Annotated in this window: 24 protein-coding genes; 18 read left to right on the forward strand and 6 right to left on the reverse strand. The window is 39.3% G+C overall.

The features are described from left to right. The first annotated feature begins 18 nt into the window (after positions 1–18). Positions 19–636, forward strand: coding sequence for a thiamine phosphate synthase (locus tag ACTF6W_RS03085; RefSeq protein ID WP_438993073.1), 618 nt, complete (start codon positions 19–21; stop codon positions 634–636). On the opposite strand, the gene ACTF6W_RS03090 is transcribed toward ACTF6W_RS03085, so the two are convergent. Continuing rightward, on the reverse strand, positions 633–1,559 hold the full coding sequence (locus ACTF6W_RS03090; protein ID WP_438993074.1) for a hypothetical protein: 927 nt from the start codon (positions 1,557–1,559) through the stop codon (positions 633–635). The two genes, ACTF6W_RS03085 and ACTF6W_RS03090, sit on opposite strands and share 4 nt — an antisense overlap. 341 nt (positions 1,560–1,900) lie before the next feature. Between ACTF6W_RS03090 and ACTF6W_RS03095 the strand changes: the two genes are divergently transcribed. The 7 genes from ACTF6W_RS03095 to ACTF6W_RS03125 all read left to right on the forward strand — a co-directional run bounded on the left by ACTF6W_RS03095 (position 1,901) and on the right by ACTF6W_RS03125 (position 9,226). Further along, positions 1,901–2,350: a DUF3576 domain-containing protein gene (locus ACTF6W_RS03095; protein ID WP_438993075.1), complete on the forward strand. Its 450-nt coding sequence runs from the start codon at positions 1,901–1,903 to the stop codon at positions 2,348–2,350. Positions 2,351–2,382: 32 nt separating this feature from the next. Further along, the gene (leuS, locus tag ACTF6W_RS03100; RefSeq protein WP_438993076.1) at positions 2,383–4,947 is read left to right on the forward strand and encodes a leucine--tRNA ligase; all 2,565 of its coding nucleotides are present in this window, start codon (positions 2,383–2,385) and stop codon (positions 4,945–4,947) included. Between the two features lie 22 nt (positions 4,948–4,969). Next, complete coding sequence (gene lptE / locus ACTF6W_RS03105; protein WP_438993077.1) at positions 4,970–5,512, forward strand: LPS assembly lipoprotein LptE; 543 nt, start codon at positions 4,970–4,972, stop codon at positions 5,510–5,512. Positions 5,513–5,516: 4 nt separating this feature from the next. Continuing rightward, on the forward strand, positions 5,517–6,551 hold the full coding sequence (gene holA / locus ACTF6W_RS03110) for a DNA polymerase III subunit delta (protein ID WP_438993078.1): 1,035 nt from the start codon (positions 5,517–5,519) through the stop codon (positions 6,549–6,551). A 152-nt stretch (positions 6,552–6,703) separates the two neighbouring features. Then, complete coding sequence (locus ACTF6W_RS03115) at positions 6,704–8,083, forward strand: sodium-dependent transporter (protein WP_438993079.1); 1,380 nt, start codon at positions 6,704–6,706, stop codon at positions 8,081–8,083. A 6-nt stretch (positions 8,084–8,089) separates the two neighbouring features. Beyond that, positions 8,090–8,407 carry an FAD-dependent oxidoreductase gene (locus ACTF6W_RS03120; protein ID WP_438993080.1) on the forward strand — a complete coding sequence of 106 codons (318 nt, stop codon included), beginning with the start codon at positions 8,090–8,092 and terminating at the stop codon, positions 8,405–8,407. Positions 8,408–8,410: 3 nt separating this feature from the next. Then, positions 8,411–9,226, forward strand: coding sequence for an NAD(P)/FAD-dependent oxidoreductase (locus ACTF6W_RS03125; RefSeq protein ID WP_438993081.1), 816 nt, complete (start codon positions 8,411–8,413; stop codon positions 9,224–9,226). Here the strand turns inward: ACTF6W_RS03125 and hutI are convergent. Beyond that, positions 9,223–10,431 (reverse strand): imidazolonepropionase, encoded by a 1,209-nt coding sequence (gene hutI, locus ACTF6W_RS03130; RefSeq protein ID WP_438993082.1) that lies wholly within the window; start codon positions 10,429–10,431, stop codon positions 9,223–9,225. The genes ACTF6W_RS03125 and hutI overlap by 4 nt on opposite strands. An 86-nt stretch (positions 10,432–10,517) precedes the next feature. Here hutI and ACTF6W_RS03135 point away from each other — a divergent pair, with 86 nt between their 5' ends. From ACTF6W_RS03135 to hutG, 5 genes are all read left to right on the forward strand, one after another. Further along, positions 10,518–11,873, forward strand: a complete 1,356-nt coding sequence (locus tag ACTF6W_RS03135) for a formimidoylglutamate deiminase (RefSeq protein ID WP_438993083.1) — start codon at positions 10,518–10,520, stop codon at positions 11,871–11,873. Between the two features lie 47 nt (positions 11,874–11,920). Then, complete coding sequence (gene hutC, locus ACTF6W_RS03140) at positions 11,921–12,646, forward strand: histidine utilization repressor (RefSeq protein ID WP_438993084.1); 726 nt, start codon at positions 11,921–11,923, stop codon at positions 12,644–12,646. Between the two features lie 61 nt (positions 12,647–12,707). Then, on the forward strand, positions 12,708–14,369 hold the full coding sequence (gene hutU, locus ACTF6W_RS03145; RefSeq protein WP_438993085.1) for a urocanate hydratase: 1,662 nt from the start codon (positions 12,708–12,710) through the stop codon (positions 14,367–14,369). A 2-nt stretch (positions 14,370–14,371) separates the two neighbouring features. Next, positions 14,372–15,901, forward strand: a complete 1,530-nt coding sequence (gene hutH / locus ACTF6W_RS03150; RefSeq protein ID WP_438993086.1) for a histidine ammonia-lyase — start codon at positions 14,372–14,374, stop codon at positions 15,899–15,901. Further along, positions 15,901–16,677, forward strand: a complete 777-nt coding sequence (hutG, locus tag ACTF6W_RS03155) for an N-formylglutamate deformylase (RefSeq protein WP_438993087.1) — start codon at positions 15,901–15,903, stop codon at positions 16,675–16,677. The genes hutH and hutG overlap by 1 nt, the downstream gene beginning before the upstream one ends. 7 nt (positions 16,678–16,684) lie before the next feature. Here hutG and ACTF6W_RS03160 read toward each other — a convergent pair whose 3' ends face one another. Beyond that, positions 16,685–17,128 carry a hypothetical protein gene (locus ACTF6W_RS03160; protein ID WP_438993088.1) on the reverse strand — a complete coding sequence of 148 codons (444 nt, stop codon included), beginning with the start codon at positions 17,126–17,128 and terminating at the stop codon, positions 16,685–16,687. A gap of 227 nt (positions 17,129–17,355) precedes the next feature. Between ACTF6W_RS03160 and ACTF6W_RS03165 the strand changes: the two genes are divergently transcribed. From ACTF6W_RS03165 to hemN, 3 genes are all read left to right on the forward strand, one after another. Then, positions 17,356–17,907 (forward strand): putative 2OG-Fe(II) oxygenase, encoded by a 552-nt coding sequence (locus tag ACTF6W_RS03165; RefSeq protein ID WP_438993089.1) that lies wholly within the window; start codon positions 17,356–17,358, stop codon positions 17,905–17,907. A 52-nt stretch (positions 17,908–17,959) separates the two neighbouring features. Beyond that, positions 17,960–18,202 (forward strand): Lrp/AsnC ligand binding domain-containing protein, encoded by a 243-nt coding sequence (locus tag ACTF6W_RS03170; RefSeq protein ID WP_438993090.1) that lies wholly within the window; start codon positions 17,960–17,962, stop codon positions 18,200–18,202. Between the two features lie 67 nt (positions 18,203–18,269). Further along, positions 18,270–19,646, forward strand: a complete 1,377-nt coding sequence (hemN, locus tag ACTF6W_RS03175) for an oxygen-independent coproporphyrinogen III oxidase (RefSeq protein ID WP_438993091.1) — start codon at positions 18,270–18,272, stop codon at positions 19,644–19,646. Between the two features lie 2 nt (positions 19,647–19,648). Here hemN and ACTF6W_RS03180 read toward each other — a convergent pair whose 3' ends face one another. Then, positions 19,649–20,089: a MarR family winged helix-turn-helix transcriptional regulator gene (locus ACTF6W_RS03180; protein WP_438993092.1), complete on the reverse strand. Its 441-nt coding sequence runs from the start codon at positions 20,087–20,089 to the stop codon at positions 19,649–19,651. A gap of 107 nt (positions 20,090–20,196) precedes the next feature. On the opposite strand from ACTF6W_RS03180, the gene ACTF6W_RS03185 reads away from it, so the two are divergent. Next, a complete protein-coding gene (locus tag ACTF6W_RS03185; protein ID WP_438993093.1) occupies positions 20,197–21,177 on the forward strand; it encodes a fumarylacetoacetate hydrolase family protein in 981 nt (326 codons plus the stop codon). A 16-nt stretch (positions 21,178–21,193) separates the two neighbouring features. On the opposite strand, the gene ACTF6W_RS03190 is transcribed toward ACTF6W_RS03185, so the two are convergent. Continuing rightward, positions 21,194–21,991 (reverse strand): LysR substrate-binding domain-containing protein, encoded by a 798-nt coding sequence (locus tag ACTF6W_RS03190; protein WP_438993094.1) that lies wholly within the window; start codon positions 21,989–21,991, stop codon positions 21,194–21,196. 16 nt (positions 21,992–22,007) lie between these two features. Here ACTF6W_RS03190 and ACTF6W_RS03195 point away from each other — a divergent pair, with 16 nt between their 5' ends. Then, positions 22,008–22,163, forward strand: coding sequence for a YdcH family protein (locus tag ACTF6W_RS03195; RefSeq protein ID WP_438993101.1), 156 nt, complete (start codon positions 22,008–22,010; stop codon positions 22,161–22,163). Between the two features lie 106 nt (positions 22,164–22,269). On the opposite strand, the gene ACTF6W_RS03200 is transcribed toward ACTF6W_RS03195, so the two are convergent. Then, the gene (locus tag ACTF6W_RS03200; protein WP_438993095.1) at positions 22,270–23,394 is read right to left on the reverse strand and encodes a M14 family metallopeptidase; all 1,125 of its coding nucleotides are present in this window, start codon (positions 23,392–23,394) and stop codon (positions 22,270–22,272) included. Positions 23,395–23,403 lie beyond the last annotated feature (9 nt).

Raw genomic sequence — 23,403 nt, forward strand, 5'->3', positions numbered from 1 at the left:
TCCGTTAAAGTCGGTTTTATGACAGGAAACCTAACAGAGATTGCATTAGAGCTCAATCGTGAAAGTCGATTTGATAATATGCCACGGGTAATATTTATAACAGATAATGGTGCTCAGCCTTACCCTGAAGATGTTATTGAAAGATTACCAAAAAATTCCATGGTTATTTTGCGTGATTATGATCTTGAAACCCGTGCAAATTTGGGAAAGGCCCTTAGATATATGTGCAAAACCAAAGGCATTAAATTTTTTGTGGCCGGCGATATTAAGCTTGCACTGATGCTAGATGCAGATGGTATTCATTTGCCCGAATTTATGTTATCAGAAGCCGAAAAAATAAAGCAAGATTATCCTTCAATGTTGATATCGGTTGCCGCTCATAAAGAAGAAACAATTGTAGAAGCAGAAAGGTTAAATTTATTTGCTTCATTGCTATCGCCAATTTATCCAACCAAAAGTCATCCGGAAACATTTGAGGATATAGGGAAAACGATCGGCATTAAGAGGTTAAATGAAGTGTGCGAGAAATATAAAATACCCGTATATGCTTTGGGGGGTATTAATAAAGAAACAGCACAAGAATTAATATATTCAAATATAGCAGGAATTGCAGGGATAAGAGGTTTTAAAGATTAGAAGCTGAAATTTGTGCCAAAAATAAGTGATTTAACATCGTCAATCGGCATAATTTCACTACCAACACCATAAGAATAATATGTAAATCTTCCCGTTAGATTAAGATTAGGAAACAGCCTATAAGCCGCGCCTATTTCATATGCTGATATATTATCAAACATCCCCATGTCGGATGTTATAAAAGTTGCAGGACCACTATTATATTCACCAAATCTTAAATTTGCCGACCAGTTGCTTCCTACATACCCTAGACCAAGATCATAACCAGAAAGATCAGCTGATAAAAGATTGTCATTCTGACTGAAGGAGGCCCCTAACTGAAACCCAGAATATCCGATACCTAGTGAAACGTTATATGCTTCTTGTCCAAGGAATCCATTCTGGTAAAAAGAAGAATATCGATCGGTTTTTGACTGAATAAAACTGGACCCTATAAAGAACTTTAAGGCAGAAGCATTATATAACCCATTGTCAGGACTATTATTCTTACCAAGTGAAAAGACGGCTCGAGACCCTCCAACATTATGAGAAAATAAATTTGCACCAGTATAGCCTAAAAGCGGATTAGAGATATCAAAAGAAAGCGATGGATTATATTGGTAATCCTGATCAACAGTAATTGAATAACCAGAACCACTATCGTCACTCAAAGAGATGATGGGACGAATACTATCATTTGTATCCCTAAGTTGAATATACTGATCATCGTCGTCTGGTGTCTCAAGAAACTGGATAAAATCTTGACCAAGTTCTTCTGTGATAATTTCGTCATAATTGATAGGAGAATTTTGTTCAGTAGGCCCTTTATAATTAGGATTCAAACGAATCTTGTCATCAGCATGAGCAATAGAAGACACATAAAGTGCTCCCAACATGCCAAAAAAGGTCGCGATAACGCGTATGTTTGTGTCCTTAAATTTCAATTTATAAACCAGATTTAATTAATAATAGTCTTTAAAATTCAACTGTTTACAGCCTATAGATACGAATAACATTGATTAACCACATCTCATGGTTAACAAATATTACACAGAATCCTAATCTAAGTATATAGAAATAAAATAGAAATTCAATCATTTGAGTCATTTAATTGTGAAATATTGAATTATTTCTACAAAGTTGTTTAAAAGATGATAAACAACTTTATCTAATTTGATGCAGTGGTTATGATGCACGAAAATGTTTCATCTATTCACTGTGGATTAATGAAGCAAATGTAACTTCGTGAAATGGAATAAATATAAAAATGTTACAGGATTTTTCAATGAAGGGCTTATTGACCAGTTTTATAGTGTTAATTGCATTATCAATAACCGGATGTGACACCCGAACAGATATAGGCGAGCCTCGTGTCAATTTAGTTGCGGCGGATGAAGTCTATGAAATTGGTGTTAACGCATATCTTTGGCGTGCGGCTCTGGACACTCTTTCTTTTATGCCAATGTTATCGGCTGAACCGATTAGTGGCACTATTCTTTCAGATTGGAAAATAAACCCTGCAGATTCTAATGAACGTACAAAAGTTGACGTTTATATTGTAGGAAAAGAACTTCGTGCAGATTCGTTAAATGTGACCGTTCACCGGGAAATGTTGCAAAATGGTAATTGGATGACAGCTGAACCAAGAGCGAATGCTGAAGCACAAATCATTCAAGCAATTACTATTCAAGCGAGATTATTGCGTCGCGATAATGCGCCAATAACATCATTTTAATATACCTAATTGTATTTTCAGGAATTTAGAAAATGACACGCTATAACGCTGGGTCTACTGAGGCAAAATGGCAAAAAATATGGGCAGAAAATGATACTTTCTGCGTAACAGAAGACCGTAGCCGACCAAAATATTATGTGCTTGAAATGTTTCCGTATCCTTCTGGAAAAATTCATATGGGCCATGTGCGTAATTATACGCAAGGGGACGTAGTCGCTCGTTATAAAAGGGCCAAAGGTTTTAATGTACTTCACCCGATGGGTTGGGACGCTTTTGGTATGCCCGCAGAAAACGCAGCAATGGAACATAATGTTCACCCAGCGAAATGGACATATGAAAATATTGATCATATGAAAAATCAGCTAAAACGAATTGGTTTTTCGTTTGATTGGTCCCGTGAATTAGCAACCTGCGATCCAGAATATTATGGTAAAGAACAATCAATGTTTATTGAATTCGTTGAGGCGGGATTGGTTTATAGAAAAGAATCTTGGGTCAATTGGGATCCAGTTGATAATACAGTACTTGCCAATGAGCAAGTCATTGACGGTAAAGGGTGGAGAAGCAGTGCTACTATTGAGCGTAAAAAATTAAACCAATGGTTTTTTAAAATAACTGATGCGGCGGATGATCTCGATGCGGAGTTGGATAATCTACCCCGGTGGCCGGAAAAAGTGCGCATCATGCAAAAAAACTGGATCGGCAAATCAAAAGGAATGCACCTAACTTTTGATGCAACTGAGACAGCTGATCAAATTACGGTTTACACGACACGCCCTGATACTATTTTTGGTGCTTCTTTTGTGGCAATTGCTGCGGATCACCCACTCGCAACTCAATATGCTGAAAATAATCCAGAACTAAAAGAATTTATTGAAGAATGCCGTAAACTTGGCACAAGCGAAGAAGCGCTTGAAAAGGCCGAAAAGAAAGGCTTTAAGCTAGATTTACATATGCTACATCCATTTATGGATGATTTAAAATTACCTGTTTATGTCGCAAATTTTGTATTAATGGAATATGGAACGGGGGCCGTATTTGGGTGCCCTGCGCATGATCAGCGTGATTTGGATTTTGCACGTAAATATAATTTAAATGTTCAGGCTGTCGTAATTCCTACAGGTGAAGACGAAGCAACATTTTCTGTTGATAATATTGCTTATACGGATACGGGATTAATTGGCAATTCTGATTTCTTAAATGGCATGACCATAGAAGAGGCAAAAGCAAAGATCATAGAGCTCGGGGAAGCAGGTGGTTTCGGAAAAGCAAAAACAAATTACCGTTTGCGCGATTGGGGTGTGAGCCGCCAGCGATATTGGGGTGCACCTATTCCAATGGTCTATTGTGATGATTGTGGTGTAGTTCCGGTCGGAATAAGTGATCTTCCCGTGGTTCTTCCAGAAGATATTACTTTCGATAAACCGGGTAATCCTCTAGACCATCACCCAACATGGAAGCATGTAAATTGCCCAAAATGTTCTAAGCCAGCAATACGTGAAACGGACACGTTTGACACATTTATTGATAGCTCATGGTATTTTGCGCGTTTTGCCTCTCCACATTCAGATCTTCCTTTTGATAAGGGAGCGGCTGATTATTGGTTACCTGTTGATCAATATGTAGGTGGTGTGGAGCATGCGATTTTGCATTTATTATATTCAAGATTTTATACCCGTGCCATGAAAGAAGTAGGGCTTTGTGATGTGAAAGAACCCTTTGATGGTCTATTTACACAAGGCATGGTCTGCCATGAAACTTACCAAGATCAAAATGGCGATTGGATTAACCCAGAAGATTTGACAAAAAAAGAAGATGGAAGCTTTGTTGTGGCTACTACCGGCGAAACTGTCACAGTTGGCGGCTCCGTAAAAATGTCAAAATCGAAAAAGAATGTTGTCGACCCAACGGCCATTATTGACACGTATGGTGCTGATACGGCGCGCTGGTTTATGCTGTCCGATAGTCCTCCTGAGCGTGACCTCGAATGGACAGAAGAGGGTGTCGAAGGTGCTTGGCGTTTCACACAACGCTTATGGCGTGCGGTAACAATGTCTCTTGATGAAAATTCTATTGGAATGGAAGAGCCAAGAGATTTTTCAAAAGACGCAAAAGACTTGCGTCGAATAACTCATTTATCAATTGATTCAATTGGTAAAGACATTGAAAATTTCCATTTTAATGCGGCTGTGGCACAAACATATAAATATGCCAATGCCATTTCATCTTTTAAGCCGGATGGATCCGATGGTGATAAATATGCATTATTTGAAGCCATAAAAACTATTATTTTGATCACCGCACCGATGATGCCTCATCTTGCTGAAGAAATGTGGTCGCTTATTGGTGGTGAAGGCTTGGTTTCTGATGCCCCTTGGCCAGTGGCAAAATCTGAATTAATGCAACAATCTTCTGTGATTGTAGTTGTCCAAGTTCAAGGCAAATTAAGGGACAAACTCGAAGTTGCGAAAGATATGGATAAAGCAGAACTTGAAGAACTTGCACTGGCTTCAGAGAAAGTTCAAGCATTTACGGATGGAAAAGAAATTCGCAAGGTTATTGTTGTTCCAAATAAAATTGTTAATATTGTCGTTTAAAGGAAAACTTTAAGGGTCTTATATGATCGTACGTCATAAATTCATCAAAGCTTTTGTCAGTCTTATTTGTTTACTGGTGCTGTCTTCATGTGGGTTTAAGCCTATGTATGGCCAAAATACGGCGGGCGGAGCCGAACTGGCACAATTGATGGCTAATATTGATATTGATCCGGTTAGAAGCCAAACGGGTCGACAAGAAAGACTTTCTCAACTTTTAGAAAATAATCTTAGAGATCGAATCTCTACTTTAAATGCAACAGGAGAAACCAGTTATATTTTAAGAACGAATTATGAAGTGATCGAGCAAGGGTATGGTATTAGAGAAGACGAATCTGTAACACTTATAAACTTAAGATTGATAGTAGAATTTGCATTGGTGGATATTGAAAGTGATAACGCCATTATGGATGGAACAGCCAGAGCGATCGTGACATATGATTTGGTTCAATCGGACTTTTCAAACATGACGGCGCGTCAAACATCTTTAGAACGTCTCGCCGAAGAAGCATCCAATCAAGTTATAACCCGCGTTGGAACATTTTTAAGCAATAATCAGAAAAGTTGAATAAATGAAACTTTCTTACCGTGATATTGATGCTCAAGTTAAAAATCTTTCGCCGCAATATCAGGCCGTTCTTATTTATGGCCCAGATGAAGGTCTGGTGCGCGAACGAGCAACGAAGATCGCGAAACAAGTCGTTGAGGACCTACAAGATCCTTTTCTAGTGGCCAATCTTGATCCAGATACGCTTAAAAAAGAACCCGGACAATTAGCAGACGAAGTTGCCGCCATATCCATGATGGGCGGAAGGCGTGTTATTCGCGTGGAGGGGGCCGCTGAAAATGCTACTAAGGCCGCGGAAAGCTTTTTGACAAATCCTGTCGGCGATGGACTTGTTGTGATAACGGCAGGTAATCTTAGACCTACATCTGGTTTAAGAAAATTGTTCGAAAAAGCAAAAAATGCAGCTGCACTTCCTTGTTATGAGGACAATCAAGCGTCACTGGATGCTCTTATCCATGAAGTCATGCGTGAAAATGGATTAACAATAGATCAGGATGCTGCCGCATTTTTACAGATGAATTTGGGAAATGATAGATTGGTTTCACGAAGTGAACTAAATAAGCTATCAATTTATATGGGACCACAAGAGACACGTGAAAGTGATATGGTTACATTAGATGATGTTTCTGCATGTGTTGGTGATAGCGGTGCTTTAAGTATCGATACAATCACAAACGCAACCATTAGCGGTGACCTTAAACGTCTGGATGACACACTCTTTAAAGCTTTTAATCGTGGCGAAAATGCAATTGCGGTATTAAGATCACTTTCAAGAAAAATTGGGCGTATGCATTTAGCTCGTGGATATATGGATCAAGGGTTCTCAGCAGATCAAGCAATGGGAAAATTAATTCCAAAAGTTTTTGCGATGGAAGCTCGCCGCTTTAAATCGGATTTGGGAAAATGGACCACAGGCAGGTTATCAAGTGCCATGGCTATTACGTCCGGTGCAGAACAAGATTGTAAAACAACAGGAATGCCAGTTGAAGCGATCTGTGCAAGAGCCTGCTTACGCATCGCCAACGCCGCGAAACAATAATTAAGTATGTATTGATACTCTCTTAAGGTCTATTATTTTAAACTTTCATAAATATTAAGACCTAGTGTTTTTTAGTTATTATTATTTTATGGACGTCATACGCTCAAGTCATTAGTCTAGCAGACTATAAAAACAAAATCTGGGAGTTTTAAGTGGCACATGTAAATCAGGAAAAATGGTCTTCGGGGACGGCCTTCTTGCTCGCGGCAATCGGTAGTGCGGTTGGATTAGGAAATATTTATCGTTTTCCATATGTCGTTGGTGAAAATGGAGGAGGCGCCTTTGTGATCCTTTATCTCGGGATCGTTCTTTTCTTTGGTATACCGCTCGTTATGACTGAACTAACAATTGGGAGGCGACGTCAGCTCCCTCCCTTTACCGCGTTTACGGAACTCTCAGAGGGTAAGAAAAGCCAACCCTTTTGGAAGTTTATCGGCTTTACCACCATTCTTACACCACTTGGTATTTTAGGGTTTTATTTTGTGATCGCAGGTTGGACACTAAATTATGTGGTTAGTCTTATAACCGGGCAACTCAGTGATCTTCAGGAAGGGCAAACACAAGCAGTTTTTGCTGAAATGATGGATAGCCCGGGAACACTAATTTTCTGGATGACTTTAAGTGTGGCGATTACTGCTTTTATTATTTCGCGCGGTATTAAAGCGGGGCTTGAAAAAGCCGTAAATATTTTGATGCCAATGTTATTTCTTATCTTGGTTTTGCTTGTGATCTATTCTTTCTTTAACGGTGGGATTAAGGAAACATTTGAATTTATGTTCACGCCTGATTTTGAAAAAATTAATATGAGAACTGTATTAGAGGCGACCGGACAGGCGTTTTTCTCACTTTCTCTTGGTAGCGCGACCATGCTTGTTTATGGTTCATATTTACCGAAAAATGAAAGTATCCCGAAACTCGCATGCGGGGTAGCCTTTGCCGATACATTTGTGGCATTAATTGCTGGATTTGCAATCTTTCCAATTATCTTTACCAATGGTCTTGAACTTGATAGCGGGCCAAATCTGGTTTTTGTGACGCTTCCGGTAATATTTGATCAAATGCCTTTTGGCCAAGTCTTTGGTATTCTTTTCTTCTTGTTGTTGGCTTTTGCAGCAATTACGTCAACAATTTCTCTCTTTGAACCAGCGGTTTCAAACCTCGAAGAGCGCGGCATATTTACACGTCGTAAAGCATCGCTTGTGGTTGGGTTGGGACTATGGTGTCTTGCCGCACTTTCTGCTCTATCGATGAACGTACTATCTGATGTTCGGCTTCTTACTTTTAATGATACGGTCGCGGGTAAGAATATTATGGATATTCTTGAATATATGTCCGCTAACGGAATGATGCTCTTTAATTCGCTCTTTGCAGGTATCTTCTTGGGCTGGGTTTTAAACCGAAAAGAAGCCCTTGAAGAGCTTGGCTTAGGGGATAGTATCCTCTTTAAATTCTGGCGGGGTATAATTAAATTTGTAGTACCAATCGTTGTCGGATATCTCATCATTGATTTCTTAGGATATGGATTTATTTAATAGAATATGATTAAAGCTGATTTTATTATCATAGGCGCCGGTATTGCTGGCGCCTCTGTTGCTTATGAACTTAGTAAGTATGGGAAAGTGATCGTCTTAGAAAGAGAAAGTCAACCCGGTTATCATACGACTGGACGAAGTGCAGCCGTTCTTGAGACAACATATGGTCAAGGTGACCCTGCCATTTATGCATTAACCAAAACCAGCAGCATATTTTTAGAAAACCCGCCTTCAGGGTTTACGGATGCAGAGCTCTTAAATTGGCGGGGGGAAATTTATATTGCTCCAAAGGATGATCGCGATAAAGTTATTGAGAGATATTAAAAATTGATCAAGATTACCGATGATGTAAAACTTGTTAATCGTGAAGAAATTAGAAAACTCGTTCCAATCATCAACGATAATTATAGTGACCTTGGTTTATATCTTGAAAATGAATTGGCTGATATTGATGTGCATGCGCTTCATGAAGGATATATGAAAGGCGCAAAATCGCGTGGCGCAGAATTTATTACGAATGCAGAAGTATTAAAAATTTCAAAGACAAATGTAGGGTGGTGCTTAGAAACGAATGCCGGTGACTATTCTGCGCCAATTATTGTCAATGCCGCTGGTTCATGGGTGGACGAAATTGCGAAAATGGCAGGCGTTAAAGAGATCGGAATTCGTCCGCAAAGACGCACGATGGTCGTCGTTGATGCGCCAGAAGGAATTCAAAATATTGATAAATGGCCAATGGTTGTAGAACTTGTAGACACCTTTTATTTTAAATCAGATGCAGGAAAAATTATCATTAGCCCTTGTGATACGTCCCTTTCTAAGCCATGTGATGCGCAACCAGAAGAAATTGATGTTGCATATGCGGCTCATTATTTTCATGAGTGCACAGATATAGAAATACGTAAAGTTGAACAAAAATGGGCTGGTCTTCGAAATGGTACACAAGATAAATACCCTGCACTCGGATTTGCACCCGATGCGGATGGGTTTTTCTGGCTCGCCGGTCAAGAAGGTATTGGTATCATGACATCACCGGCAATGTCACGCATAGCAGCTTCTATAATAATGGGTGAAGAAATTCGAAAAGACATTCGTGATGTCGGGATTGATTTATCTTTAATTGATGTGAAACGTTTCTTTTAAAGAACTATTTTTCCATTTTTTATTACCGATTTTACATGGTTGCCCCCTACGTAATAGGCGAGCTCAGCGGGATGTTCGATATCCCATCTTACAAGATCGGCAAGCATCCCTTCTTTAATAATACCACGATCCCTTAAGCCCAATGCTTTTGCGGCGTTACGTGTAACGCCCGCTATAGCTTCTTCTGGTGTTAATTGGAAAATTGTTGATGCCATATTGATCATAAGCTTCAAGGAAAGAACTGGCGATGACCCCGGATTACAGTCCGTTGCAACCGCCATAGGAACTTTATGTTTTCTAAGTAAGTCAATTGGCGGGCATTTGCTATCACGCAATGTATAATAGGCACCGGGAAGAAGCACCGCGATCGTTCCTGCTTCTTTCATATTTAATATGGCATCTTCTGTCAGATGTTCTAAATGATCGGCAGATAGAGCGCCATATTTGGCGGCAAGCTTTGCACCATTTTGATTGGATAATTGTTCCGCGTGTAGCTTAACATTAAGGCCTAGTTCTTTTGCCTTTATGAATATTTTTTCCATTTCTTGATATTGAAAACCGATTGTTTCACAAAAACCGTCTACGGCGGCGGCCATTTTCTGCTCAGCAATTTTTGGTAGCATTTCATTGATGATTAAATCGATATAATCGTCTCTGTTATTTTTATGTTCATCCGGTATTGCATGGGCGCCAAGAAAAGTGGCAATCACATCAATGTCATTATTTACATTCATTGTTCTTGCGACAGATAACATCTTTAGCTCTGTTTCCGTGTTTAAGCCATAACCTGATTTTACCTCTATGGTAGTGACACCCTCTGCTTTTAAATGAGAAAGTCTTTTATTAGCACTTTCAATCAGCTCAGCTTCAGTGGCATCACGCGTGGCTTGAACGGTTGATAAAATGCCACCACCACTTTTTGCAATTTCTTCATAACTTACGCCATTTAATCTTTTTTCAAATTCGTCAATGCGATTGCCGCCATATATTAAATGTGTATGGCAATCAATAAGTCCCGGTGATATATAATCACCTTCTGCATCTTCCATTTCGTAATCATAATGGTTTGGGAGTGATTCTTCAGAGCCGATCCATGTAATATAGTCATTTTCAATTACCATGGCAGTATTTTCAATTAAGCCATAAGGCGTTTCATTTTCTTGCATAGAAATCAAATTTACATTGGTCCAGATTTTATTGCTCATATATAGGACGCTTTCTTTAAAATTGACAATTAAATTTTATCGGTTAAGTTAACTTGTATAGACAACTATATCCAGAAGCAGAGTAAATGAAAAGAATAATATTTGAAAAGGCGTTATTAAATGGAAATTGGGCAGAAAATGTTCTGCTTGAAATCAATGATGATGGCGTTATCGCAAATATAGAAACGGGATATAATGGGTCTGGCGATAAGATTAGGGGATACGCACTTCCGGGATTAAATAATATTCATAGCCACGCCTTTCAACGCGCGATGGCGGGCCTTGCGGAATATTCTGCGTCTGATTTAGATAGTTTCTGGACATGGCGAGACATAATGTACAAATTCGCGGGGAAAATATCTGCCCATGATTTAAAGGTTATTGCTTCACATCTTTACCTTGAAATGCTTAAAGCGGGGTATGTATCTGTTTCTGAATTTCATTATCTTCATGATGCGCCGGATGGTGTAATGGATATGTCAAACGCGATTATGGATGCCGCCAATAATGTTGGTATTGGCCTTTGTCATTTACCTGTTCTTTATATGGCTTCAGGGTTTGGTGAAAATCCTTTAACGAACGAACAAGTACGCTTCAGTCAAAGTGCGGAAGGATTTGTTAGTTTGCTGATAAAATTAAATGAGCAGATCAATAAATTCGATCATCAGCATTTAGGATTGGCCTTTCACAGTTTGCGGGCAGTGCCAGAAAAGGCGTTAAAATATGTTCTTGAACACAACCCAACAATTGGGCCTATACATATCCATATAGCCGAACAATTAGCGGAAGTAGATGATTCAATATCATTTTCTGGAAAAAGGCCGGTGGAATGGCTTTATGAAAACTTTGAAATTGATAATAGATGGTGTCTTATTCATGCAACTCATTTATCTGATGATGAGGTGGGTATGATCGCTAAATCTGGCGCGGTCGTTGGTCTTTGCCCAACCACTGAAGCCAATTTAGGCGACGGAATTTTCCCACTAAAAGCATTTCTTGATATGGGGGGTAACTTTGGTATTGGTTCCGACAGCCATATAAGCGTCAGTGCCAGCGAAGAATTGCGCCTATTAGAATATGGCCAAAGATTAGATATGCAGAAACGTAATATTGCAACATCTGAAAAAGAGGTTCACACAGGCACCAACCTTTATAAGAATGCTTTAAGGGGAGGGTCAATGGCGAGCGGCTTTAATAATAATGAAATAAAAACGGGCAATCGTGCTGACCTTATCGTCCTTGATCGTAATGCGGCAACATTGTTAGCAACGCCTGATAATCATATCATTGATCGATTTATTTTTAACGGAAATCAAAATGTAATTCAACATGTTTTTGTGGCAGGTAAACACTTAATAAATAACTATAAGCATGCTAACGAAGATCAAATTTATGATAAATTTAAAACGGTCATGGAAGGTTTGCAAAAACATCTTGACTAGCCTGTATATACAAGGGCATATTATTATACAAATTTCAGGAGATTAAATTGACTACCGTCCTAAAATCAGAACCATTATACCGTAAAATCAAGGATCATATTCTTGACCGTATTGATAGCGGTGAATGGGGATCTTCTATGCGGGTGCCTTCTGAAAATGAATTGGTTAAAGAATTTTCTGTGTCCCGTATGACCACAAACCGTGCATTGCGTGAATTAACCGATGAAGGATATCTTATTCGTGTTGCCGGTGTTGGAACTTTTGTTGCCGAATTAAAAGCGAAAAGTAATCCACTAGAAATTCATAATATCGCTGATGAAATTCGAGCGCGTCACCATGAATATTCTGCTGTCGTTCTTACATGTGAAACTATTAAGGCTAATGAAAAAATTGCAGGGATTATGAATGTAAATGTTGGTGACCCTTTAACTCATTCACAAATAATCCATAAAGAACAAGGAATACCGATCCAGTTGGAAGATCGGTTGGTCAATGAAATAATCGTACCGGGTTATGGGGCGCAAGATTACACTAAGCAAACACCTTATGAATATTTAATTAAAAAAGCACCTTTGCAAAAAGTAGAGCATATCGTTAAGGCAATTATTCCAACTGCGGCTATAAAGGAAGTATTAGACATGTCAGATGATGACGCATGTCTTTTAGTGGAAAGACGCACTTGGACAAAAGGACAAGTGGCGTCGACAGCGAAATTATATCATCCGGGTTCAAGATACGAACTTTCGGGACTTTTTAAACCAGAACAATTTTAATTTTTAAATAAGATGACATATAAAAATTTGACTTTTTAACTTGTATATACAGGACATAAAAATGAATAAAAACAACCGTATAATAAAAGCGCCAACAGGCGTTGAATTGAATGCAAAACATTGGGCGGCAGAGGCACCCCTTCGTATGCTTATGAATAACCTTGATCCAGAAGTGGCTGAACGTCCAGAAGATCTGGTGGTATATGGTGGTATTGGTAAAGCCGCACGTAATTGGGAATGTTTTGATAAAATCGTTGAAAGTTTAAAGAACTTAGATGAAAATGAAACTCTTCTCGTTCAATCTGGTAAACCTGTCGGTGTTTTTAGAACCCATGAAGATGCGCCACGTGTACTAATTGCCAATTCAAATATTGTACCGCATTGGGCCAATTGGGATCATTTTAATGAACTCGATAAAAAAGGTTTAATGATGTATGGCCAAATGACAGCTGGTAGTTGGATATATATCGGAAGCCAGGGGATCGTGCAGGGAACATATGAAACCTTTGTTGAAATGGGACGCCAACATTTTGGCGGTGATCTTAAGGGAAAATGGTTCTTAACTGGTGGTCTCGGTGGTATGGGCGGCGCTCAACCGCTCGCAGCAACTATGGCTGGCGCCTCAATGCTTGCCATTGAATGCAGAAGCGACCGTATCGATTTCCGTTTACGCACGAGATATCTTGACAAACGCGCAGAAACATTAGAAAGCGCGATGGAAATGATCAATCAAGCAACCAACGAAGGGAAGGCGATTTCTGTTGGCTTGCTAGGTAATGCAGCAGAAATTATTCCTGAAATGTTAAAGCGTGGCATCCGTCCGGATGCTGTTACCGATCAAACCTCTGCTCATGATCCCATTAATGGTTACCTTCCTATTGGATGGAGTGTTGATGAATGGGAAAGTAAAATTGACAGCGCGCCAAAAGAAGTAGAAAAGCAAGCTAAGAAAGCGATGGCGGAACATGTTAAAGCCATGCTTGAATACCATAAAATGGGTGTTCCAACTTTTGATTATGGTAATAATATTCGTCAGGTTGCTTTTGATGAAGGCGTGGAAAATGCGTTTGATTTTCCTGGCTTTGTCCCTGCTTATGTTCGTCCGCTATTCTGCCGTGGTATTGGGCCATTCCGTTGGGCGGCCCTTAGTGGCGACCCAGAAGATATTTATAAAACCGATCAAAAAGTAAAAGAACTCATTCCTGATAATCCGCACCTTCATAACTGGCTTGATATGGCTCGTGAACGTATCCAATTTCAAGGATTACCAGCGCGGATATGTTGGGTCGGACTTGGCGAACGTCACAAACTTGGCCTTGCCTTTAATGAAATGGTCAAGAACGGAGAATTAAAAGCACCCGTTGTGATCGGTCGAGATCATTTGGACAGTGGGTCAGTGGCAAGCCCTAACCGCGAAACAGAAAGTATGATGGATGGCTCGGATGCTGTTTCTGATTGGCCACTCTTGAACGCGCTTTTGAATACGGCAAGTGGTGCGACTTGGGTATCTCTTCATCATGGCGGCGGTGTTGGGATGGGTTTTTCTCAGCATAGTGGTGTTGTTATTATGTGCGATGGGACTGATAAAGCGGCGGAAAGAATTGGTCGCGTTCTTTGGAATGATCCGGCTACAGGCGTAATGAGGCATGCCGATGCGGGTTATGATATAGCGCGTGAATGCGCAATGGAAAAATGCTTAAACCTTCCTATGTTGGAGAAATAATCATGAGCTTTCAAATAAATCCAGGTGAAATGACGCTCCGTGAATTGAGACTTCTATACCGCGAAGAACAGAAAATAACGCTTAAAAGCGATGCCTGGGAAATCATACATCAATCACGAAATGTAGTTGATACGATCACGGATGAAGGACAGACAGTATATGGCATTAACACGGGTTTTGGTCTGCTTGCCCAGACATCAATACCAGAAGATCAATTGGAGCTTCTCCAAACAAATTTGGTCATGTCCCATAGTACCGGGGTCGGCAGACCCATAACAGATGATGTCGTCAGGCTTATTTATGCTCTTAAGGTATCAAGTCTTGCCCAAGGATATTCTGGCATTAGAGCGTCTACTATTGAAACATTTCTAAAATTTATTAATGCAGGATTGATTGCTGAAATTCCGCGCAAAGGTTCTGTAGGTGCGTCTGGTGATCTGGCGCCGCTTGCACACATGACGGCTGCGATAATGGGCGAAGGCTTCGTCAATTTAAATGGCGAACGGATGACCGCTAAAGAAGGACTCGATAAAAGCGGATTGCAGCCTTTAAAATTAAGTTCAAAAGAAGGACTTGCATTTTTAAACGGCACACAAGTATCAACGGCGTTAGCGCTTAAAGGGCTTTTTCAAGCGGAGGATGTTTTTGCGTCTGCAGTGGTTTCTGGCTCTATGAGTGTAGATGCATTAATGGGAAGCGTTGCACCTTTTGATAAACGTATTCATATTGCACGTGGTCAACCCGGACAAATCACGGTATCACAGAAATATTTATCCTTGCTATCCGGAAGTGAAATAAATTTAGCGCATCATGACTGTGAAAAAGTGCAAGATCCATATTCGCTAAGGTGCCAACCACAAGTAATGGGGGCAGTTTTAGATATTATTAATAATGCAGCAAGCACACTCATTATTGAGGCAAATGCGGTCACTGATAACCCACTTATTTTTACCGATAATGGGGATGTAATTTCAGGGGGTAATTTCCATGCTGAACCAGTGGCCTTCGCGGCCGATATTCTGGCCATGGCAATCTGTGAAATAGCAAGTATTTCTGAGCGCAGACTTGCGATTTTGGTTGATCCTAAAATGAGTGATTTACCAGCGTTTCTAGTTAAAAATAGCGGCGTTAATTCTGGATTTATGATCGCGCAGGTTTCTGCTGCTGCACTAGTGTCAGAAAATAGAACCATGTCCCACCCTTCAAGCGTTGATAGTATTCCTACATCCGCTAATCAGGAAGATCATGTCAGCATGGCGACATACGGTGCTCGCCGTTTAACAGACCTTGCATTTAATAGTGCAACGGTTATTGGTGTTGAGCTTTTGGCCGCGGCCCAAGGCATTGACTTTAGGGCACCGCATAAAACATCCCCCGTATTGCAAAAAGTGCATTCTAAAATTCGTGAACGCGTTCCACATTATACAGTGGATCGCTTTTTTGCTCCAGATATGGAACAGGCGACGAATATGGTGCTCGAAGGTGATTTTTCTGATCATATCATCGATATTCTACCTTCAGGAAATATGTAATGGACCTATATTTTTTCCATAAAGGATCAAAACCGCTTCTTGTTAGTATGCCTCATGTTGGTTTGGAAAATCCGGAATATATTAAATCAAATATGACGTCTCACGGCGTTAATATGATGGATACAGATTGGTATATTGATCGTCTTTATGATTTCTTGCTTGATATGGATGTCTCGATTATAGGGGCAAAATATTCCAGATATGTTGTTGATTTAAATCGCGGCATTGATGGAACTAATCTTTATCCAGGAAAAAAAGTATCGGGATTATGTCCAACACATACGTTTGATGGTGACTCGCTTTATAAGAAAGATTTTAAAATAGATGAAGCCGCGCGAATTGATCGATATTGGCGTCCTTATCATGATAAAATTAGTAATGAGCTCTCACGAATTAAACAGTATCACGGCTTCACACGACTTTGGGATGCCCATTCAATAAAAAGTCATGTACCTGAACTATTTAATGGTCGATTACCAGATTTAAACTTGGGAACAGGAAATGGTACCTCTGCGGATATGGAACTGGTCAAAAAGTTAGATAAAATTATTAGAAATTCAAAATATACCAATGCCCTTAACGGGCGATTTAAAGGGGGGTATATAACACGGCATTACGGTGATCCGAAAAATAATATTGATGCTATTCAGTTAGAGATCTCTCAAATAACATACATGAATGAAAAAACGAATGAATTTGATGAGCGTCTTGCCAATCAACTTAGACCTACCCTGAAAAAGCTTATCGAAACTCTAATAAGTTTTCCTAAGATGTAAGGTTGCATCAATCCGTCATAAGGGCTTGGAATAATTTCATCATATCCAAATGCTGCGCCAAATTTGTCACATTGTTAGTAATGCTTGGGTCTTTCAATATCTCTTGTCCAGTCACTTGTGCGTATTGTCGGATGCTTAACTCAATGGCTTTTGGGCCTTCGTTTTGAAGGGCGTTTTTCACCTGATCTTTGCATTTATTATACATAAATGTTTCGACTAATTGTGCCATATCACGGTCCGCAGTTGTGGTGGCACTTTTAGTTAAAGTAGACATCGAACCAATGGATGGGTGCTGACTTAAGGTTGAAAAAACCCAACGTGCCATCACACCTTTGTCTTCTTCAGTCGTATTTGATACCAGACACTGTGATAATGCGTTTGCATGTTCACCCGATATAGCAGGAGTGGATATTCCTAATGATATAAGCATTAATATTATGAATTTTTTCATATTATTCCCTATTAAATAATCGTGACTGATTTATATATGCCATATGCTTTTGGATAAATTAAGGCAAATGTAAAATGCTATTTTATTCAAATTTGTAAACAATATAATTTATCGGTGATAGCCTTATAAGAAATCGATATTGTGGCAGCAATGTTTCACAATCCCGGTTGAATAAGTGCAAAAAAGTTTTTATGATGTTCACATAGAAAAGTAAAAGGATCAAGAAAATGGATGCCATTACACTAAACCTGTTTCCAACAGCTGTTCATCAAGTGAGAACTAAAGGATGGGATAAATATAAAGGGTATCTGTTAGACTCTATTAACAATCAGCCAGATCCAAGTTATCGGCCTAGAGCAGGATACTATACGGATTATGGAAAACCGCAGCCGTGGCGAAAAAAAATTTGGGGAGAATTTATTGAGCCTGAACTGAGGCCATTTATTGCAAGTACGCAAACAAAATTGCAGGATATTTGGGCGCAGCAATATATCGATCAAGCGGGATTTACAACTCATCGCCATCAGCCAACAGGATATAGTTGCGTCCTTTATGCCGAGTTTGATCCCAACGAACATTGGGCGACCACTCTTTTTAGACCATTCTTAGACCCAAATGATGTAAGAAATGTAAATGATTGTTACACCCCTAAAGTAGAAGAAGGAGAAATTCTTATATTTCCTTCATGGATGTTGCACCAAGCAACACCGAGCGATTCTTTGGTGCCAAGAACAATAGTTGCTTTTAATTTGGAAGAAGACCTGAGTAAACGCATGTAATTATTGGATAAGAATTTTTTAACATCAATAAACCATAGGTGGAATTTTAACTATGCAAAATATTTTCGTACAGATTAAATGTGAACTTGGTAAAGTTTATGAAGTCGCAGAAGCACTCGTGGATAATATTGAAGAAACAGAAGATTTATATTCTATTTCTGGTGCTTTTGATCTGATGATAAAGTTTCATTTATCAGATGAAATTGATATTGGCCGCTTCATTAATGAAAAAGTACAAACAGTTGATGGTATCAAAGATACATTCACGATTATGACTTTTAAAGCCTTTAAATAACTAAAGTGATTTGGGCTTTATGACTTAGGTCAATTTTTTTTATGATTGTTTATCCTATAAAGTCGGCATGACTCAGGAGAATACAGTACTAAAATCAGTTGATGTGACACGACCTAAGCGTTTGCCACGTTATACAAGCTATCCAACCGCGCTGGAGTTCGGCCCGATTGATGGTAAATCCCACGATAAATGGCTTAAGTCACTACCTATTTGTGAACCGATTAGTTTATATTTTCATATACCCTATTGTGATAAGCTTTGTTGGTTTTGTGGATGTTTCACGACCATAAGTAATAAATATGGCCCTGTTGAAAAATTTCTTGAGGTTTTAAAACAAGAAGTTCGACAAACAGCTAAAAAGACGGGTCGTTTAAAAGTTAGTCATATTCATTTTGGTGGTGGTTCTCCGTCAATTTTAGATCCAGCAGATTTTAGAAGTTTGATTGATGTTTTAAGCGAGTGTTATGACATTGACGACGTGCCGGAATTTGCGATTGAAATTGATCCTCGTACCGTTGATCGTGATAAAATATTTGCTTATGCATCGTCTGGTGTAAATCGCGTAAGCCTTGGTATCCAAGATTTTAATCTAAAAACCCAAGAAGCAATAAATCGAATTCAAACGGTAGATCTAATTGAAAAAACCATGCGAGACTTTAAAGGCGCTGGTATTGAGCGTGTCAATTTTGATTTAATTTATGGACTTCCTTATCAATCTATCGACACAATAGCTGAAACAATTTTAACAACAATAAAATTTAAACCCAGCCGTATTGCACTTTTTGGGTATGCCCATGTCCCACATATGAAGAAACATCAAAAATTAGTTGGGGAGCATGAATTGCCCAATCAAAAAGAACGCCAAGCACAGTTCAATTGGGCAAGCAAAATGTTGACCGACAATGGATATCGCGCAATCGGATTGGATCATTTTGCATTACCCGACGATCATTTATTCACGAGTTTTGATCAAGGTAAATTAAAACGAAACTTCCAAGGATATACTGATGATACGGCAAACTCTTTAATTGGGTTTGGCCCTTCTGCTATTAGTAACTTACCTGATGGATATGCGCAAAACGTACCTTCTATTCGCGATTATATTGAAAAAGTATCAAGCAATAAGTCCTCTGTCGTGCGTGGTTTAAGCATATCAAATAAAGATAAAATGTTTCGCGATGTTATTTCTACTTTGATGTGTTATTTCGAAGTTGATCCGGTAAAAATCACGATGGAACATCACATTCATTATAATTTTAAAATAGAAATAAAAAATTTAATGAAACTTGTGGAAGCTGGATACATGAGCCGTGACGGTAATAACTTTAAGATTAATAAAAAAGTAATGCCATATCTTAGGGCGATTGCGACCGTTTTTGATCAATATTTCGATCAAAACTCTTCAGACATCATTTCAAGATGCGTTCATGAAAGCGAAGGGTAATATTATTCTTTAATATACCCCGTTAATTTCTTTAAAATATTTGCCAGTGAAGCACGTTCTTTTTCATCGAGAATACTAAGTATATTGTTCTCATACTCAAGAACGAGCGGAACAATATTATTGTAAACATCTTGCCCTTTAGTTGATAACATTAGCTCTGAGCGTCTTTTGTCTTCACTTGAAAATTGTCTTTCTATTAGATCATTTTTAATCATGTTGTTAATAGCGCGACTGACGGCAACTTTATCCATAGCTGTTTTTTTAGCCACATGCCCGGCTGATACGCCGCTAGACACACCAAGCACTGCCATAACTCGCCATTCTGTATGCGCTATGCCAAATTGGTCCGTATATAATTTTGAAAGGTCATCACTTATAAGATTGGTTAAGTAAGAGAGTTTATAAGGTAGAAATTCTTCGAGTAGTAGTTCGGTTTTGTTCATTTTAATGTTTTTCTAAAATTAACTTGCAATTAGTTTCATATGTAACTACTGTAGTGCTAACAACAATATTCGTCAATAGTATATAAATTGATAGAAAGCGCAACATTATGAAACTGGCATCATTAAAGCACGGTAGAGACGGCAAGTTGGTCGTCGTATCCAAAGATCTCTCTAAGTATGTTTTAGCTACTAACGTAGCCGCTACAATGCAACAAGCGCTTGATAATTGGAGTGACTGTGAAGCAGGACTTAAATCACTTTATGATGATCTAGATAGCGGAAAATTAACAGGACACGATTTTAACCCTTGTGAATGTGATGCGCCGTTACCGCGCTCTTATCACTGGGTTGATGGCAGTGCTTATGTTACTCATGTTGAATTGGTCCGTAAAGCACGCGGCGCAGAACTACCACCGAGTTTTTGGGAAGACCCGCTTGTTTATATGGGGGCGTCGGATGCTTTTATCGGCCCCTGTGATGATATTGAAGCGGGATCAGAAGAATGGGGAATTGATCTTGAGGCAGAAGTTGCAGTGATTACGGATGATGTGCCCGCCGGCACGACTGCTGAAGACGCAAAGAAACATATCAAGCTAATCTCGATCTTAAATGATGTCTCACTCCGTAATTTAATTCCAGCGGAACTTGGTAAACAATTTGGTTTTTATCAATCGAAGCCTTGGACGGCATTTGCACCCGTTTTCGTAACACCTGATGAATTGGGTGATGCATGGGACGGTACAAAAGTTCATTTGCCACTACATGCAATATTAAACGGTGAAAAAATTGGCTCACCAAATGCAGGCATTGATATGACTTTTGATTTTACTGAGCTTGTTGAGCATTGTGCAAAGACGAGATCACTCGTCGCTGGAACGGTCATTGGCTCAGGAACCGTTTCAAATAAAGGTTCAAATGATGGCTCCTGTTGTCTTGCTGAAATAAGATGCTTAGAAACAATTGCCAATGGAAAACCAACAACCCCTTTCATGAGCTTCGGCGATAGAGTCGAAATTGACATGTTTGACAAAGATGGCAATACAATATTTGGCAGAATTGATCAAAAAGTTGTTAAATTTAAAGAGTAGCTGAACTATACCTAATTTAAGCAATAATGTCGGCAAATCTCTCTTTCAATTCTTGAATAATGATTTGAGCAATTAAGTGATAATCTTTAATGCGTGGACTTGTTCGACGCCAAGCAAGTCCGACTGACCTTTTGAAACTTTTCTTAAAAAACGGTAGAACCTTTATTTCTTTACTGGCCTTAATTTCTGAAGCAGCATAAATGCCAGAAAAGAAACTTAAACCCATATTCATCGCAACCATATGCCTAACGGCATCCAGGCTAGTGCCTTCATATTCGCTCAATATTTGACAGTCATATTGACTTGCGATGACTTGCGCTTGTTCAAAAAGTTGATGGCCAAGCCCTAGAGTTATGACCTTTTGGCCTTTCAGATGGTGCCCTTCTATTTTAGTTAGCTTAGATAATTTATTTTCAGAAGACATACCGACTAATAACGGTTCATCAAACAAAGTCATATAAGAGAGTTCCGCCATAATGGTCGGCGTTGCTGTGAATAATAAATCATATTTCCCTTGATCAAGACCAATTTCAAGTTCACGCGGTGGCGCTTCAATTATATGAAGCCGGAGGTCAGGATATTCTTTATGAATGAGCGGAATAATATATGGTAAAATATAAGGCCCAAGGGAAGGGGGAACACCAAGATGAATAACACCGCCTAATGACTTTCCTGCAATAGTAGCGGCGTCACAAAAATAATCCACATCTTGTAAGATAATACGAGCTTTTTCTGTTAATTTTTCACCAATTGGCGTTAAACGAACCATTTTATTTGTTCGTTCGAATAGCTCTACACCAAGTTTTTCTTCCAATTCTTTAATTTGTCCACTGAAAGCCAAACATAGAAGTTTAGAATTGGCCTTAAGAAGCTTAGTCAGCAGACCTCATGTTAATGACTATGAAATTCAAGAGTTAAAAAAACAAAAATTACAAATAAAAGAAGCAATTCATAGAACGAATAAGGAAGCACAAACCGCTTATTAAAGCATTCATGCGTTATGATTTAATAAGAGATTAGTTAAGTAAGCGTAATCTTAGATTTTGAGATCATAGCTTAACCCGGAACTAGAAGTAGTTCCGGGTTTTATATTTATAGGCGTTCCAGAATAGCGGAAAGCGCATCAAGGGTGCTATAGCCCAATTTTATACTACGTTCTGGGGACCAGCCAGTTTCTGGATTTGGGCTATCAACAGTATCTTTAAATGGCATTTCAAGTGTCATGGAGACGGCATTAAAACGGTGGGCAATCTGGTTTGTACTCATGCCTAAATTTCCTGTGCCGGGGGCACTTTTGCTATATCCTTTTCCATTCTGAAAATCCGGATTTGCTCGCTCTAGTTCGCGTCCAAACATGTAGGCTGTATCAAGGTTATATTGATTTAAATCGGGAACCCCTTCAAAGCACGCAATGAAATTATAAGGAAGCGCTTCATCGCCATGACAATCAAGTGAGAAATCAAGACCCTTTTCATCCATTTTATTTCTCAGATGAAAAATCTCGGGGCTAATTTCGGGATCGGGATCATCCCAATCTCTATTAAGGTTTTGCCCTTTTGCATTGCAGCGTAAATGGCCACGAATGCTGCCATCGGGATTAACATTAGGCATTATATAAAAAACACAATTATTCAGTAGTTCACGACTTAAGGCGTCATCATCATCAAGTAGACGATTTAAAATTCCTTCGACCATCCATTCAGCCATGCTCTCTCCCGGATGCTGTCTTGCAATAATCCAGATTTTTTTCTTTCCTTCGCGTTCCTCGCCAATGGTCAAGAGATCAAGATCACGTCCATCACAGCTTTCGCCGATCACATCAAGTTTTACACGCTCATGCATGGCCGCTGTTGAAACCAGTTCCTGGTGTCGATCATAACTATAAGGGGCAAAATAAGCATAATAAACGCTATCGGTTTCCGGAACGTGTTGGATGGTCAGCGTACTATTCTTATAAACTGTACTGACCCGAAACCAAGTTTCATGGTCATATGATGCCACGACCTGATAATTCTCCCAACCACCGGGATAGGCGGCACCATCCGCTCCTTCAATATTTAAAGCACAAAGTTGGCCTTTCGCGCCTGTTAGTCGGAAATGGAACCACTGATAAAAATCTGAATTATTATCTTTGTTTATAGAAAGTCGAATATTTCCCGGGCTGCTGGCATCAAGGATATTGATATTACCGCTGTCAAAATTACTGCTGATTTTCATGATCATCTC

The sequence above is a fragment of the Pseudemcibacter sp. genome (assembly GCF_965661635.1).
Classification (GTDB): Bacteria; Pseudomonadota; Alphaproteobacteria; order Sphingomonadales; family Emcibacteraceae; genus Pseudemcibacter.

Bases quoted from the DNA above. Each gene is read 5' to 3' on its own strand.
- ACTF6W_RS03085 (WP_438993073.1), top strand. From the start codon at position 19: ATGACAGGAAACCTAACAGAGATTGCATTAGAGCTCAATCGTGAAAGT.
- ACTF6W_RS03200 (WP_438993095.1), bottom strand. From the start codon at position 23,394: ATGAAAATCAGCAGTAATTTTGACAGCGGTAATATCAATATCCTTGAT.
- hutU (WP_438993085.1), top strand. From the start codon at position 12,708: ATGAATAAAAACAACCGTATAATAAAAGCGCCAACAGGCGTTGAATTG.
- ACTF6W_RS03135 (WP_438993083.1), top strand. From the start codon at position 10,518: ATGAAAAGAATAATATTTGAAAAGGCGTTATTAAATGGAAATTGGGCA.
- lptE (WP_438993077.1), top strand. From the start codon at position 4,970: ATGATCGTACGTCATAAATTCATCAAAGCTTTTGTCAGTCTTATTTGT.
- ACTF6W_RS03180 (WP_438993092.1), bottom strand. From the start codon at position 20,089: ATGAACAAAACCGAACTACTACTCGAAGAATTTCTACCTTATAAACTC.
- hutI (WP_438993082.1), bottom strand. From the start codon at position 10,431: ATGAGCAATAAAATCTGGACCAATGTAAATTTGATTTCTATGCAAGAA.
- ACTF6W_RS03160 (WP_438993088.1), bottom strand. From the start codon at position 17,128: ATGAAAAAATTCATAATATTAATGCTTATATCATTAGGAATATCCACT.
- ACTF6W_RS03120 (WP_438993080.1), top strand. From the start codon at position 8,090: ATGATTAAAGCTGATTTTATTATCATAGGCGCCGGTATTGCTGGCGCC.
- holA (WP_438993078.1), top strand. From the start codon at position 5,517: ATGAAACTTTCTTACCGTGATATTGATGCTCAAGTTAAAAATCTTTCG.
- hutG (WP_438993087.1), top strand. From the start codon at position 15,901: ATGGACCTATATTTTTTCCATAAAGGATCAAAACCGCTTCTTGTTAGT.
- ACTF6W_RS03170 (WP_438993090.1), top strand. From the start codon at position 17,960: ATGCAAAATATTTTCGTACAGATTAAATGTGAACTTGGTAAAGTTTAT.
- ACTF6W_RS03165 (WP_438993089.1), top strand. From the start codon at position 17,356: ATGGATGCCATTACACTAAACCTGTTTCCAACAGCTGTTCATCAAGTG.
- ACTF6W_RS03095 (WP_438993075.1), top strand. From the start codon at position 1,901: ATGAAGGGCTTATTGACCAGTTTTATAGTGTTAATTGCATTATCAATA.
- hutH (WP_438993086.1), top strand. From the start codon at position 14,372: ATGAGCTTTCAAATAAATCCAGGTGAAATGACGCTCCGTGAATTGAGA.
- ACTF6W_RS03185 (WP_438993093.1), top strand. From the start codon at position 20,197: ATGAAACTGGCATCATTAAAGCACGGTAGAGACGGCAAGTTGGTCGTC.
- hemN (WP_438993091.1), top strand. From the start codon at position 18,270: ATGACTCAGGAGAATACAGTACTAAAATCAGTTGATGTGACACGACCT.
- leuS (WP_438993076.1), top strand. From the start codon at position 2,383: ATGACACGCTATAACGCTGGGTCTACTGAGGCAAAATGGCAAAAAATA.